Source organism: Stenotrophomonas sp. LM091 (genome assembly GCF_001806305.1).
GTDB lineage: Bacteria > Pseudomonadota > Gammaproteobacteria > Xanthomonadales > Xanthomonadaceae > Stenotrophomonas > Stenotrophomonas bentonitica_A.
This window is the reverse complement of sequence record NZ_CP017483.1, coordinates 2,892,887-2,905,592: the sequence shown is the minus strand read 5'-3', so window position 1 is coordinate 2,905,592 and position 12,706 is coordinate 2,892,887. Positions and strand designations below refer to the sequence as shown.

The 12,706-nt window shown below is 68.2% G+C and carries 13 protein-coding genes and 1 pseudogene; 3 read left to right on the top strand and 11 right to left on the bottom strand.

The genetic code is table 11. The features are described 5' to 3' along the window. Window positions 1–14: 14 nt before the first annotated feature. The 8 genes and pseudogenes from BIZ42_RS12635 to BIZ42_RS12600 form a co-directional block, all read right to left on the bottom strand. Window positions 15–506 carry a dihydrofolate reductase gene (locus BIZ42_RS12635; protein ID WP_070426653.1) on the bottom strand — a complete coding sequence of 164 codons (492 nt, stop codon included), beginning with the start codon at window positions 504–506 and terminating at the stop codon, window positions 15–17. A gap of 11 nt (window positions 507–517) precedes the next feature. Further along, the gene (locus tag BIZ42_RS12630) at window positions 518–1,312 is read right to left on the bottom strand and encodes a thymidylate synthase (RefSeq protein WP_019182433.1); all 795 of its coding nucleotides are present in this window, start codon (window positions 1,310–1,312) and stop codon (window positions 518–520) included. Next, complete coding sequence (gene lgt, locus BIZ42_RS12625) at window positions 1,309–2,199, bottom strand: prolipoprotein diacylglyceryl transferase (RefSeq protein ID WP_070426652.1); 891 nt, start codon at window positions 2,197–2,199, stop codon at window positions 1,309–1,311. Before lgt ends, BIZ42_RS12630 begins: the two co-directional genes overlap by 4 nt. Window positions 2,200–2,283: 84 nt before the next feature. Continuing rightward, complete coding sequence (locus tag BIZ42_RS12620) at window positions 2,284–2,772, bottom strand: TPM domain-containing protein (protein WP_070426651.1); 489 nt, start codon at window positions 2,770–2,772, stop codon at window positions 2,284–2,286. Then, window positions 2,772–3,663, bottom strand: a pseudogene (locus BIZ42_RS12615) (TPM domain-containing protein). The gene BIZ42_RS12620 and the pseudogene BIZ42_RS12615 overlap by 1 nt, the downstream one beginning before the upstream one ends. Window positions 3,664–3,667: 4 nt before the next feature. Beyond that, a complete protein-coding gene (locus tag BIZ42_RS12610) occupies window positions 3,668–4,315 on the bottom strand; it encodes a LemA family protein (RefSeq protein ID WP_070426650.1) in 648 nt (215 codons plus the stop codon). A gap of 103 nt (window positions 4,316–4,418) precedes the next feature. After that, entirely contained in the window at window positions 4,419–5,168 is a 750-nt protein-coding gene (locus tag BIZ42_RS12605; RefSeq protein WP_046273668.1) for a TerC family protein, read from the bottom strand. 42 nt (window positions 5,169–5,210) lie between these two features. Next, window positions 5,211–5,591: a diacylglycerol kinase gene (locus BIZ42_RS12600; protein WP_019182439.1), complete on the bottom strand. Its 381-nt coding sequence runs from the start codon at window positions 5,589–5,591 to the stop codon at window positions 5,211–5,213. 230 nt (window positions 5,592–5,821) lie between these two features. Between BIZ42_RS12600 and BIZ42_RS12595 the strand changes: the two genes are divergently transcribed. Continuing rightward, window positions 5,822–6,529 (top strand): SGNH/GDSL hydrolase family protein, encoded by a 708-nt coding sequence (locus tag BIZ42_RS12595; protein WP_070426649.1) that lies wholly within the window; start codon window positions 5,822–5,824, stop codon window positions 6,527–6,529. A gap of 31 nt (window positions 6,530–6,560) precedes the next feature. Here BIZ42_RS12595 and BIZ42_RS12590 read toward each other — a convergent pair whose 3' ends face one another. From BIZ42_RS12590 to BIZ42_RS12580, 3 genes are all read right to left on the bottom strand, one after another. Further along, entirely contained in the window at window positions 6,561–7,832 is a 1,272-nt protein-coding gene (locus BIZ42_RS12590; RefSeq protein WP_070426648.1) for a HAMP domain-containing sensor histidine kinase, read from the bottom strand. Window positions 7,833–7,998: 166 nt separating this feature from the next. Continuing rightward, window positions 7,999–8,712 carry a response regulator transcription factor gene (locus BIZ42_RS12585; protein WP_019182442.1) on the bottom strand — a complete coding sequence of 238 codons (714 nt, stop codon included), beginning with the start codon at window positions 8,710–8,712 and terminating at the stop codon, window positions 7,999–8,001. A 77-nt stretch (window positions 8,713–8,789) separates the two neighbouring features. Then, window positions 8,790–9,440, bottom strand: coding sequence for an arylesterase (locus BIZ42_RS12580; protein WP_070426647.1), 651 nt, complete (start codon window positions 9,438–9,440; stop codon window positions 8,790–8,792). 119 nt (window positions 9,441–9,559) lie between these two features. On the opposite strand from BIZ42_RS12580, the gene BIZ42_RS12575 reads away from it, so the two are divergent. Both BIZ42_RS12575 and BIZ42_RS12570 read left to right on the top strand, forming a co-directional pair. Then, entirely contained in the window at window positions 9,560–10,162 is a 603-nt protein-coding gene (locus BIZ42_RS12575) for an ATP-binding cassette domain-containing protein (protein WP_070426646.1), read from the top strand. Beyond that, entirely contained in the window at window positions 10,159–12,645 is a 2,487-nt protein-coding gene (locus BIZ42_RS12570; protein WP_070426645.1) for an FtsX-like permease family protein, read from the top strand. Before BIZ42_RS12575 ends, BIZ42_RS12570 begins: the two co-directional genes overlap by 4 nt. The last annotated feature ends 61 nt before the right edge of the window (window positions 12,646–12,706 follow it).

The following is a 12,706-nucleotide window of genomic DNA, read 5'->3' as shown; positions in this document are numbered from 1 at the left end:
CCTTCACCGCCGGCTCAGGCGCGGCGGTAATCCACGAAATCGAATGCGAATGCGTGCCGCTCATCGGCCGCGTGGTGCTCGCGCGCCACTTCCACCCACCGCGCTGGATCGACGGCAGGGAAATGGGTATCAGCCGGCACGGTGGTGTCCACCCAGGTCAGGTGCAGATCGGTGGCCTGGTCCATGGCCAGGCGATAGATTTCGCCGCCACCAATGACGCACAACTCTTGTGCCCCCGCATCGCCTGCAGCCTGCAGCGCCTGCTCGATCGAAGCCACCGCCTGCATGCCCTCGAACGGCACCTGGCCACTGCGGGTCAGCACCAGGTTCAGGCGGCCCGGCAGGGCGCGACCGAGCGACTGCGCGGTCCTGCGCCCCATCAGGATCGGCTTGCCGACGGTCAGCGCCTTGAAGCGCTTGAGATCGTCCGGCAGCTTCCATGGCAGGTCGTTGTCACGACCGATACCGTGCCCGGTGTCGAGCGCAGCGATCAGCGAGAGCTTCATGCGCGGGCCACTCACACGGCCACCGGAGCCTTGATCGCCGGGTGCGGGTCGTAACCGTCGATGCGGATGTCCTCGAACTGGAACCCGAACAGATCGGTCACCTCGGGGTTCAGCCAGAGCGTCGGCAGCGCGCGCGGCTCGCGGGCGAGCTGTTCGCGGGCCTGCTCGACATGGTTCGAGTACAGGTGCGCATCGCCCAGGGTGTGCACGAAATCGCCGACGCCCAGCCCGGTGGCCTGCGCCACCATGTGGGTCAGCAGCGCGTAGCTGGCGATGTTGAACGGCACGCCCAGGAAGATGTCGCCGCTGCGCTGGTAGAGCTGGCAGCTGAGCTTGCCGTCCACCACATAGAACTGGAACAGGTTGTGGCACGGCATCAACGCCATCTGCGACAGCTCGCCCACGTTCCAGGCACTGACCACCAGCCGGCGCGAATCGGGGTTGCGCTTGATCTCGTCCACCAGCCACTGCATCTGGTCGATCGCCCCGCCATCGGCAGTGCCCCAGCTGCGCCACTGCTTGCCGTAGATCGGGCCGAGGTCGCCGTTGGCATCGGCCCATTCGTCCCAGATCCGCACCTGGTGGTCCTTCAGGTACCCGATGTTGGTATCGCCCTTCAGGAACCACAGCAGCTCATGGATGATCGAGCGCAGGTGCAGTTTCTTGGTGGTGACCAGCGGGAAGCCGTCATTGAGGTTGAAGCGCATCTGCCAGCCGAACACGCTGCGCGTGCCGGTGCCGGTGCGGTCGGATTTTTCCGTGCCGTGCTCCAGCACGTGCTCGAGCAGCGCCAGGTAGGCCTTCATGCCTTGGCTCCTGCCGGGGCGACCGGCACCACCGGCTGCAGCACCGGCGCGCGACGCGACAGCGCCAGCAGGACCAGGCCGAAGGCGACCAGCGGCAGGCTGAGCAGCTGGCCACGGGTGAACCAGTCGAAGGCGAGGTAGACGCCGTTGTCGGGCATGCGCACGAACTCCACTGCGAAGCGGAAGATGCCGTACATCAGCGCGAACAGGCCGGCGATCACGTAGCGGTGGCGCGGCTTGGCCGAGACCGCCCACAGCACCACGAACATCACCAGGCCTTCCAGCAGCGCTTCATACAGCTGCGAGGGATGGCGCGCGTACTGGTTGAGCGCGCCAGTGGCGAACTCGGCCTTGAGCGTGGCCAGGTCCAGCCCGTTCAACGGCGCGGGCAGGCCGCTCGGGAACACCACGCCCCAGGTGCCGTCGGTGTACTTGCCCCACAACTCGGCACCGATGAAGTTGCCGATGCGGCCGAAGCCCAGGCCCAGCGGCACCAGCGGGGACATGAAATCGAGGGTGTCGAACAGGTGCAGGCGGTGCTTGCGCGACCACCACCACGAGGCGAACAGCACGCCGAGCAGGCCGCCATGGAAGCTCATGCCGCCGTCCCACACTTTGAACAACAGCAGCGGGTTGTGCAGGAATTCGGCGGTCGCGTAGAACAGCATGTAGCCCACGCGGCCACCGACAACCACGCCGAGCATCGCGTAGAACAGCAGATCGGAGAAGCCGTTGGCATCGACCCCGGGCAGGCGACCGGCGGCGATCCGCTTGCGCCCCAGCCACCAGGCAGCGGTGAAGCCGAGCAGGTACATGATGCCGTACCAATGCACCTTGATCGGCCCGAGCGAGATGGCGATGGGGTCGATGTCGTGGAAATAGATCATGAAGGGCGCCTTGCAGGGATGCAGATATTCTAGCGCCGCCCGGGAGCGGCCTCGCGGCGGCCCCGACCGTGCGATTGCCAGGCTTCAGCCCAGGATCTGCGGCGTGTCCGGCAGGCCGTCATCCTGTGACCCCGGAAGGGGCGGATAGTGCCCGGCCAGCAGGTCCGACACCTCTTCGATCGCCAGCAACACGCCCGCCTGCAGGGCCCCCTCACGCAGCCGCTGCTGCATGTGCGCGCAGATCGCCTGCCACTGCGCCTCGCCGATGCGCCCGCGCAGGCCGCGGTCAGCGACCAGCTCAATGGCATGGTCGGCCAGCAGCAGGTAGATCAGTACACCGTTGTTGTGTTCGGTATCCCAGGTGCGCAGTTGGGCGAAGGCATGTTCGGCGCGCTGTTGGGGCGTGACGCCCTGCCACAACGCGGCCAGCGGCAGATCCGCTTCCACCGCGAACATCACCTGTCCACCGTGGCGCCGCTCGCCGGCGCTGATCGCATCGGTGATCGCCTGCAGATGTGCCGGTGGGAAGGCGCGCCGCACCGAAGGAGAAAACACGTGCCGGAGCCAGCGCATCACCAGCCTCCCGAGGCGCCACCGCCTCCCGAACGCCCACCACCACCGCCCCAGCCGCCACCGCCGCCGAAGCCACCGCCGCCACCGAACCCGCCCCCCCCCCCAGCCACCGCCACCCCAGCCGCCACTGCGCGCGAACACGCCGCCGCGACCGGCCGACGTCAGGCCGACCAGCAGGCCCACCACGGCGGCCGCGCCACTGGCGACCACCAGCGAGGTGAACAGGAACGCCGCCACCCCGGCACCGGCACCGCTGGCCAGCGCGCGCAACGGTCGCGGCAGCCAGCCCAGCATGCCGCGCAGGAACAGGCCGGCAAACAGGCCGATGCCCAGCGCCATCGTCCAGTTGCCCCCCGCCGGGGCGTCCTGGACGCGATGCGTGCTGACCGGCGCGGGCAAGGTCTCGCCGTCGATCAGCTTGACCAGCGCGGCGCTGGCATCGGTGAGGCCACCGGCGTAGTCGTTGCTGCGGAACCGCGGGGCCAGGTATTCCTGGATCACCCGGTTGGCGATCGCATCCGGAATCGCGCCTTCCAGGCCGTAGCCCGGCTCGATGCGTACCCGGCGGTCATCCTTGGCCACCACCAGCAGCACGCCGTCGTCCACGCCCTTGCGGCCGATGGACCACTGCTCGAACACACGCTGGGTGTACTGCTCGATGGTTTCCGGCGCGGTGCTCGGCACCATCAGGATCTGCAGCTGGCTGCCCTTGCGCTGCTGCAACGCCAGCGCCTGCGCCTCCAGCGCCTGGATCTGCGCCGCATCCAATGTGCCGGTGGTATCCACCACCGGAGAGGACATCGCCGGGATCGCCGCCTGGGTCTGCGCCCAGGCAGGCAGCGCCAGCGCCAGGCAGAGCAGCAACAGGCAGCGCAGCAGGCGCATGGTCACGGGCTCAGTTCGCCGGCTGTGGATGCTGCGGGGCCTGCGGCTGCGGCTGCGGCGCGGGGGCCGGTTGCTGCGAACCGAACTTGACCGCCGGCGGCTGCGAGATCTGCGCTTCGTTCTCCACCGTGAAGTTCGGCTTGGTCGCATAGCCGAACAGCTTGGCGGTGATCACCTGCGGGAACTGGCGGATGTAGGTGTTGTAGTCCTGCACCATCTGGATATAGCGGCCGCGCGCCACGGTGATCCGGTTCTCGGTGCCTTCCAGCTGCGCCTGCAGATCGCGGAAACCCTGGTCGGACTTCAGGTTCGGGTAGTTCTCGGTGACCACCAGCAGGCGTGACAGCGCACCGCTCAACTCACCCTGGGCCTGCTGGAACTGCTTGAGGGAGTCGGCATCGTCGGCGTTGACGTTGACCTGCCCCACGCGTGCACGGGCGTTGGTGACATCGGTCAGGACCTGGCGTTCCTGGTTGGCATAGCCTTCCACGGTCTGCACCAGGTTGGGGATCAGATCGGCGCGGCGCTTGTACTGATTGAGCACCTCGGCCCAGCCCGCCTTGACCTGCTCATCCTTCTGCTGGATGGCGTTGTAGCCGCAACCGGACAACAGGGAGGCCAGCACGGCCAGGCACAACAAACGGGAGAACGATCGCATGGCCGGCTCCGGATCTCGATGAACGGGATCCGGAGCATGCCACGTCTGCAGTAAAGCCCGCGTAACCAGCCACGCCCCCTGGGTCAGGGGGCTGCCGCGCCCCTTACCAGTTCCCGGCACCCGGCACGTTGTGCGCCACGGCGCGGCGGCGCATCAGCAGGTTCAGCCATTCCACCAGCACCGAGAAGCCCATCGCGGCATAGATGTAGGGCTTGGGCACGTGCACGCCCAGGCCATCCAGGATCAGCACCACGCCGATCAGCAGGATGAAGGCCAGGGCCAGCATCTTCACGGTCGGGTTGGCGTCGATGAAGCGGCCCAGCGGGTTGGCGGCCAGCAGCATGACGGCCACCGACAGCAGGATCGCGGCGACCATCACCGGGATGTGGTCGGCGATGCCGACGGCGGTGATCACCGAGTCCAGCGAGAACACGATGTCGATCACGGCGATCTGCGCGATCACCATGCCGAACACGGCCGAGGCCTTGGTGGTGGTCGGGTCTTCGTCTTCGCCGCCGGTGATCAGCTCGCGGATCTCCATGGTGCCCTTGATGATCAGGAACAGGCCACCGAGGATCAGCACCAGATCGCGGATGGAGATGCCCATGCCGGCGATGGTGAACAGGTTGGCTTCCATGTGGGCCAGGTAGGCCAGCGAGACCAGCAGCAGGATGCGGGTGATGCAGGCCACCGCGATGCCGAGTTTGCGCGCGAACGGGCGGCGCGCTTCGGGCAGCTTGCTCACCGCGATCGAGATGAAGACCAGGTTGTCGATGCCCAGCACGATTTCCAGCGCGCTCAGCGTGAACAGGGTCAACCAGACATTGGGGTCGGACAACAACTCAAGGAACATGGACTTCCATCCTTACAGGGGGGATGACGCGGCAGGACCGCGTCAGAAGATTTGCGGCAGCAGGATCAGGACCCAGCACACCAGTACGTTCATCATCAGCACGAAGACCGCGGCCGAGCCCATGTCCTTGGCGCGACCGGCGAGCTCGTGGAACTCCGCGCCGTAGCGCTCGATCACCGCCTCGATCGCCGAATTGGCCAGTTCCATGGCCAGCACCAGCAGCACCGAGCCGATCATCAGCGCGCGTTCCACCGGGGTCTGGCCGAGCCAGAGTGCCAGCGGCGCGAGCACGATCAGCAGGTAGACCTCCAGCCGGAACGAGGACTCGTGCAGCCAGGCCGCACGCAACCCCTGCCAGGACCACACCGCGGCCTTGAAGATGCGCTTGGGGCCGCGCGGCAGGTGGCCGATTTCATCGGCCATGGGCAGGCACCCCGGTCGGCAACGCACGCCGGAACGGCAGGAACAGCACACGGCAGACAGTCATGGGCATCGCTGAATGGGGCAGGCAATCCCTCATTTTGCCATAAGCCGGTCGGGGCATTGTCGAAGGCGGCCAACGCCCGTCCGTGGTAAAGCGCGGCCGGGCCGCAACTTCTATGATGAACGTCTACCCGTCCGGGCGCCCCAGGCGCCCACCACAGGAGTCGTCCATGCTGCACCGTCGTGCCCGCCCCCTTCTGCTCGCTCTTGCCCTGGGGGCCGCCCTGCCCGCGCTGGCGCGCTCCCCCGCCCCTGTCGCACCGCAGGTGCCGACCCAGGTCTCCAACGTGGCGTGGGCCGGCGACATGGCGCAGTTCGCATCCCAGGACGCGGCCAACCCGCCGCCGCGCGGCGGCATCGAGTTCATCGGCAGCTCCTCGATCCGGATGTGGGAGAGCCTGGCCACCGATTTCCCGGGCCAGCCGGTGTTCAACCGCGGCTTCGGCGGCTCGGAAGTGCGCGACAGCACCTGGTATGCCGACCGCATCGTGATCCCGTATGCGCCGTGCAAGGTGTTCTTCTACGCCGGCGACAACGACCTCAACAGCGGCCGCAGCCCGGCCCAGGTCCGCGATGACGTGGTGGCCTTCGTGCAGCGCGTGCACCGCGACCTGCCCAGTACGACGGTGGAGATCATCTCGATCAAGCCCAGCCCGTCACGCGCGAACCTGCTGCCCGCGGTGGTGGAAGCCAACGGCTTGATCCAGAAGGCCCTGGCCTCGCTGCCCAACACCGGCTACACCGATGTCTACACGCCGATGCTCGGTGCCGATGGCCAGCCACGCGCCGCGCTGTTCCGCGAGGACATGCTGCACATGACCCCGGAAGGCTATGCGATCTGGCGCAAGGCGCTGGCGCCGAAGGTGCAGTGCGACTGAACCAGGCGGGGAGGCGCCACGCCTCCCCGACTCAACGGTAGTGGATCGTGGCCTGGGTGCCCTGCCCGGGCGCACTGTTCAGGCCGATCTTCCAGCCGAAGCGGTCGCACAGCCGGCGCACGATCGACAGCCCCAGCCCGGTGCCCTGCGGGCGGCTGGGTTCGGCACGGTAGAACGGCTCGAACGCGCGGCTGAGCGCTTCGGGCGACATACCGATGCCGGTATCGCGCACGACCACCCGGTCGTCTTCGACATCGACATCGATCCGGCCTTCGTCGGTGTAACTGCAGGCGTTGCGCAGCAGGTTGCTGACCACCACCTGCAGTACCCGCGGCGGGGCGTGCAGCATCACCGGGCCGTGGCTGTGCAGGTGGATCTCGACCGGTCGCCCGGCGATCAGTTCGCGGGCGTTGTCGACCTCGTAGCGGACGATCTCATTGACGTCGAACAGCTCGACCTGCGGCTCGACATCGGCCTCGCGGGCCAGGATCAGGAAGGCATCGATCACCGCTTCCATGTCACGCCCGGCGCGCTGGATGCGCTGCAGGCCACGGCGCAGGCGTGGCGTCATGTCCTGGTCGCCCAGTGCCATGTCGCTGGCCACGCGGATCACGGTGAGCGGGGTGCGCAGCTCGTGGCTGGCATCGCGGGTGAAGTTGCGTTCGCGCGCGACGTGCGCGGTGACCTTGGTCGCCAACGAGTGCAGCGCGGCGGCCAGCTGGCGGGTCTCGCCCTGCATGTCGGCCGGCAGTTTGGCCGGCGCCAGATCGGCCGCCTCCGGGTGCCCGGGATCCCAGCGCGACACGCGCCTGGCCAGCCAGTTGACCGGCGAGACCAGGCGTTTGGAGGCGCGGTAGGTGATCCAGGAGGCGCCATAGACGGCCAGCAGGGTCAGCAGCACCGGCACCACGCCGAACCAGAACGCCAGCATCTCCGCGCGCGAGCGCAGGAACACGAGGTACAGGCGGCCTTCCGGACGCGCATCGACCAGCACCAGCTGGTCGTCGTCCTTGAGCTCGTGGAAGCCGGCAGGGAGCGTGCGAAGGTTGGCTGGCAGGCTCAGCGGCGACTGCCCGGTCTCGAGAAGATACCCGCGGATGTTCTGGGTGTTGGGCGGCGGCTGCACCGGCGAGGCCTCGTGCAATTGCCAGTAATAGCTGGCCTCTTCCTGCAGCGCGCTGCTGACCAGGCTGTGCTTGATCACCAACGACACCAGCCACGCGCCCAGCAGGATGCCCAGGCTGGCGAGCACGGCTTGGAGGATGAAGACGATGCGGATCTTGCGCGGCAGACCGTGCGGCATTACGGGGTCCAGGGCGGTTCGCGGCGATTATAGGAAAGCTTGCCGTGATTCCATCGTGCAAACCATGACAACGGCCCGGCAAGCGCCGGGCCGTCATGCTCCAGAGGGTGCCGGAGGATCGCCGCCCAGCTCACCGGCAGGTGGCCGAGCGGCGATCGATCCCCTGTCAGCTCATCGGCTGGGCGATATCGGCAATGCGGTAACCGGCACTTTGCACCGTGTGCAGCAGCGGGCGGTCGAACGGCTTGTCGATGATCTTGCGCAGGTTGTACAGATGGCTGCGCAGGGTATCCGAGTCGGGCAGGCCATTGCCCCAGATCTCGCGTTCGATTTCCTGGCGGGTCACCACACGCGGCGATTCGCGCATGAGGATCGTCAGCAGGCGCAGGCCGATCGGCGAGAGCTGCAGTTCGGTCCCGGCACGGGTGGCGCGCATGCTGACCGGATCGAGCACGAGGTCGGCGACCTTGAGCACTTCCGAGCCGACCTGGCGACGCTCGCGGCGGATCAGCGCGCGCAGGCGGGCTTCCAGTTCCTGGATCGCGAACGGCTTGGTCAGGTAGTCATCGGCGCCGAACCCCAGGCCGGTGAGCTTGTCGTCCAGCGTGTCGCGCGCGGTCAGCATCAGCACCGGCGTCGACTTGCGGGCGTCGTTGCGCAGGCGGCGACAGACCTCGATGCCGTCCAGACGCGGAAGCATCAGGTCCAGCACGACCACGTCGTAGCTGTTCTCGGCCGCCAGACGATAACCGTCCAGCCCATCCTGGGCGTAGTCGACTTCAAAGCCGCGCCCTTCCAGGTACTCGCCGATCATCTCGGAAATATTACGGTTGTCTTCGACCACCAGCACCAGGCCGGAGGTCTCCTTTGTCTGACGCATGGGATTCCCTCTTTCTTCAGCTTTGTGAAACATGCCGCATCGCCAGTGGACGCGGCGTGAAGTTCCTCACACACCGATCAAAGCAGGGGTTTGAGCAGCGGCCAGACGTTGTCCAGCACCTGCGGCTGCGCAGCTGCGGTGGGGTGCAGCCCGTCGGCCTGCATCAGGTTGGGCTTCAGCGCCACGCCTTCCAGCAGGAACGGCAGCAGCGGTACCTCGTACTGCCGGGCCAGCTCCGCATAGGTCTGGCGCAGGCGCTGGCGGTAAGCCGGGCCGTAGTTGGGCGGCACGTCGATGCCCAGCAGCAGCACCTTGGCGCCGGCCTTCTGGCTGGCCACGATCATCTTTTCCAGGTTGCCGCGCAGCTGGGCCGGAGTGAGCCCGCGCAGCGCATCGTTGCCACCCAGCTCGATCACCACCACCGAAGGGCGGTGCTTCTCCAGCAGGCCCGGCAGGCGGGTCAGCGCGCCGGCGGTGGTTTCGCCACTGATGCTGGCATTGATGATCGCCGGCGGCGGCGTGATCTGTTGTTTGACCCGCTGCTGAAGCAGGTTTACCCAGCCCGACGCGGCCGGGATATTGTGGGCGGCACTGAGGCTGTCGCCGACCACCAGCACCGCCGCACGGGTGTCCGGACCTTTGGCACAGGCCAGCATCGGCATCAGCAGCAACCATGCCAGCAGCCAGCCCATCGGGGCCGCACGGCCCTTTCCACTTGCTTGGTTCATTGGAGAATCCTCATCGACAGCCTGTCCCCCGCAGCGCGCCCGTCGCCATCGCCGCCCACAACGTGGGCAAGTCCGCACGTGGCCCGGAGGGTGAAGTCCACATACTGGACAACATTGACATGACCGTCCATGAAGGCGAGAGCGTGGCCATCGTCGGCGCTTCAGGTTCGGGCAAGACCACCCTGCTCGGCCTGCTCGCCGGGCTGGACCTGCCGAGCCACGGCAGCATCGCGCTGGCCGGTGCCGATCTCAACACGCTCGATGAGGAAGCCCGCGCGCAGCTGCGCGCGCGCGAAGTGGGTTTCGTCTTCCAGAGTTTCCATCTGCTGCCGGCCCTGACCGCCGAAGAGAACATCGCGCTGCCGCTGGAACTGGCTGGCCGCGAGGATGCCGCGCGGGTACGCCAGGTGCTGGAGCAGGTCGGCCTGGGCCACCGTGCGCGTCACTACCCACGCCAGCTTTCCGGTGGCGAGCAGCAGCGTGTGGCACTCGCCCGCGCCTTCGTGGCACGGCCGCGCATCCTGTTCGCCGATGAGCCCACCGGCAGCCTGGACCAGGCCACCGGGCAGCAGATCAGCGACCTGCTGTTCGCGCTCAATGCCACCAGTGATACCACCCTGGTGCTGGTCACCCATGACCTGCGCCTGGCCCAGCGCTGCGAGCGCATCTACCAGCTCGACGGTGGCCGCCTGGCCGATACCGTTGCCGGCGTGGGCGCATGAACGTCGTGCGCCACGCGGCGCGTGCGCTGCGCCGCGAGTTCCTGGCGGGGGATCTGCTGACCGTGTTCGCCGCGCTGGTGCTGGGCGTGGCGGTGATGACCGCGGTGGGCACGCTGGTCAACCGGGTGACGCTGGCACTGACCAGCAGCGCGGCGGAAATGCTTGGCGGTGATCTGGGCCTGAGCGGACGCGAGGATGTGCCGCAGAGCTTCGCCGAGGCAGCGCGCGAACGCGGCCTGGCCCATACGCGCATGGTCAGTTTCCCAAGCGTGCTGTTCCATGGCGATGACAGCCAGATGGCCAACATCAAGGCAGTCGCCGACGGCTATCCGCTGCGCGGCGAACTGCGGGTCAGCCGCACCCTGCATGACACCGCCAGCGAGACCGCGGGCACGCCGCCGCCCGGCCAGGCCTATGCCGATCCGCGGCTGATGCAGGCGCTTGGCCTGCAGGTGGGCGATGCCCTGGAATTCGGCGCAGGCACGTTGACCGTGACGCGGGTGCTGCAGGCCGAGCCGGATACCTCCGGTGAGCTGATGCAGCTGTCGCCGCCGCTGCTGGTTAATCGCATGGATGTGGACCGTGCCGGCCTGCTCGGGCCGGGCAGCCGCGCGTCGTACCGGATGATGTTCGCCGGCGAGCCGGCGCAGATCGCCGCCTTCCGCGAGTGGCTGACGCCGCAGGCCAAGGGCTACCGGATCGTTGGCATCGACGATACCCAGCGCGGGGTGCGCGGCGCATTCGATCTGGCCGGCCGTTTCCTGTCGCTGGCCGCCCTGCTGGCGGTGCTGCTGGCCGGTGTCGCCACGGCACTGGCTGCCAACCGCTTCGCGATGCGTCGCATCGACCAGGTCGCGATCCTGCGCTGTCTGGGCGCACGCCAGCGCGACATTCTCGCGGCGATGGCCCTGCAGCTGGTCATGCTGGCCGTACCCGCCTGCCTGGTCGGCATCGGCCTGGGCATGGCCGCGCAGGCCGGGCTGGTGCAGGCGCTGGGTGGATTGATTCCGAACCGCCTGCCCCTGCCGCAGGCCACGCCGGCGCTGGGTGGTGCCGGCATCGGCCTGGTGCTGCTGCTCGGCTTCGGCCTGCCGCCGCTGCTGCGCCTGCGCAGCGTGCCGCCGATGCGCGTGCTCAACCGCAGCTTCGCGGCGTTGCCGCCGAGTTCCATGCTGGTCTATGCGGCCGCGCTGGCGGCCACCGTCGCGCTCACGGTGCAGGCCACCGGCGACGTCAAACTGGCTGCGTGGGTGCTGGGCGGGCTGGCCGCACTGGCGGCACTGGCCGGTGCGCTCGGTGCGCTGCTGCTGTGGCTGCTGCGTGGCGTGCAACCGCGCCTGCGCGGGCGCTGGAAACTGGGCCTGGCCTCGCTGACGCGGCGGCGCGGGCTGGCGGTGATGCAGCTGGTCGGCCTGTCGCTGTCGCTGTGTTCGCTGCTGCTGCTGTCGGTGATCGGCCCGGGGTTGTTGGCGCAGTGGCGCGACCGCCTGCCGACCGACACGCCGAACTACTTCCTGATGAACATCCAGCCGGAGCAGCGCGATGCGGTGCTCTCGACCCTGGCCGGGCTGGGCGTGGTCTCGCCGGGCATCGAGCCGTTCAGTACCGGTCGCCTGCTGGCGGTCAACGCGCGTCCGCCGCAGCGGCAGGCGCGCGAGGACAACAGCAACGAGGACGACGATGCCAACCGCCCGGTCAACTTCTCGTGGCGGCATGATTTCCCGCCGGCCAACACGCTGCTCGGCGGAACCTTCTGGAAGGCCGGCAGTACCGCGGCGGAAGCCTCGATCGAACAGGGCTGGGCTGAGCGTTACGGGATGAAGCTGGGCGACACGGTCACGCTGCAGATGGGCGATCAGGAGCGCAGCTTCACGGTCACCAGCATCCGCAAGGCGGACTGGGATTCGTTCCGGGTCAATTTCTTCCTGCTGCTCAACGAAGGTGCGGTGGCCGATGCCCCCTACAACCTGATCACCGCCTTCCACCTGCCGCGCACGCAGGCACCGGCGCTGGCCGGGCTGACCCGGGCGTACCCCAACATTTCGCTGCTGGACATCGACGGCATCCTCGAGCGCGTGCGCGAGGTGATCAACCGGGTGACGCAGGCGGTGCAGCTGGTCATGGGCTTCAGCCTGCTGGCCGGCCTACTGGTGCTGCTGGCGGCATTGCAGGCCACGGCCGGCGAGCGCCGCTATGACAGTGCGGTGCTGCGCACGCTGGGGGCCACGCGCCGCCAGCTGCGGGGCGCGGTGCTGGTCGAGTTCGGGGCGCTGGGCCTGTTGTCGGCGTTGCTGGCGGTGGGCACGGCGGCGCTGCTGGGCAGCGTGGTGGCGCGGCAGGTGTTCGAGTTGACGCTCAGCCCGCCCTGGGGGCCGTTGCTGCTTGGCGGTGGGCTGGGGGTGCTGTTGAGCATGCTGGCCGGCTGGTGGGGCACGCGGCGGATCCTGCATACCCCGCCGGCGCTGGCCCTGCGGGAGGCATGAGCACGCGGCGATGACACAGGCACGGGGCGTGCCTCGGTATGCTGCACGCCCCTGCCCCCTG

Coding starts and splice junctions, on each gene's coding strand:
- BIZ42_RS12635 (WP_070426653.1), bottom strand. CDS start 506: ATGAAGCTCTCGCTGATCGCTGCGCTCGACACCGGGCACGGTATCGGT.
- BIZ42_RS12630 (WP_019182433.1), bottom strand. CDS start 1,312: ATGAAGGCCTACCTGGCGCTGCTCGAGCACGTGCTGGAGCACGGCACG.
- lgt (WP_070426652.1), bottom strand. CDS start 2,199: ATGATCTATTTCCACGACATCGACCCCATCGCCATCTCGCTCGGGCCG.
- BIZ42_RS12620 (WP_070426651.1), bottom strand. CDS start 2,772: ATGCGCTGGCTCCGGCACGTGTTTTCTCCTTCGGTGCGGCGCGCCTTC.
- BIZ42_RS12610 (WP_070426650.1), bottom strand. CDS start 4,315: ATGCGATCGTTCTCCCGTTTGTTGTGCCTGGCCGTGCTGGCCTCCCTG.
- BIZ42_RS12605 (WP_046273668.1), bottom strand. CDS start 5,168: ATGTTCCTTGAGTTGTTGTCCGACCCCAATGTCTGGTTGACCCTGTTC.
- BIZ42_RS12600 (WP_019182439.1), bottom strand. CDS start 5,591: ATGGCCGATGAAATCGGCCACCTGCCGCGCGGCCCCAAGCGCATCTTC.
- BIZ42_RS12595 (WP_070426649.1), top strand. CDS start 5,822: ATGCTGCACCGTCGTGCCCGCCCCCTTCTGCTCGCTCTTGCCCTGGGG.
- BIZ42_RS12590 (WP_070426648.1), bottom strand. CDS start 7,832: ATGCCGCACGGTCTGCCGCGCAAGATCCGCATCGTCTTCATCCTCCAA.
- BIZ42_RS12585 (WP_019182442.1), bottom strand. CDS start 8,712: ATGCGTCAGACAAAGGAGACCTCCGGCCTGGTGCTGGTGGTCGAAGAC.
- BIZ42_RS12580 (WP_070426647.1), bottom strand. CDS start 9,440: ATGAACCAAGCAAGTGGAAAGGGCCGTGCGGCCCCGATGGGCTGGCTG.
- BIZ42_RS12575 (WP_070426646.1), top strand. CDS start 9,560: ATGACCGTCCATGAAGGCGAGAGCGTGGCCATCGTCGGCGCTTCAGGT.
- BIZ42_RS12570 (WP_070426645.1), top strand. CDS start 10,159: ATGAACGTCGTGCGCCACGCGGCGCGTGCGCTGCGCCGCGAGTTCCTG.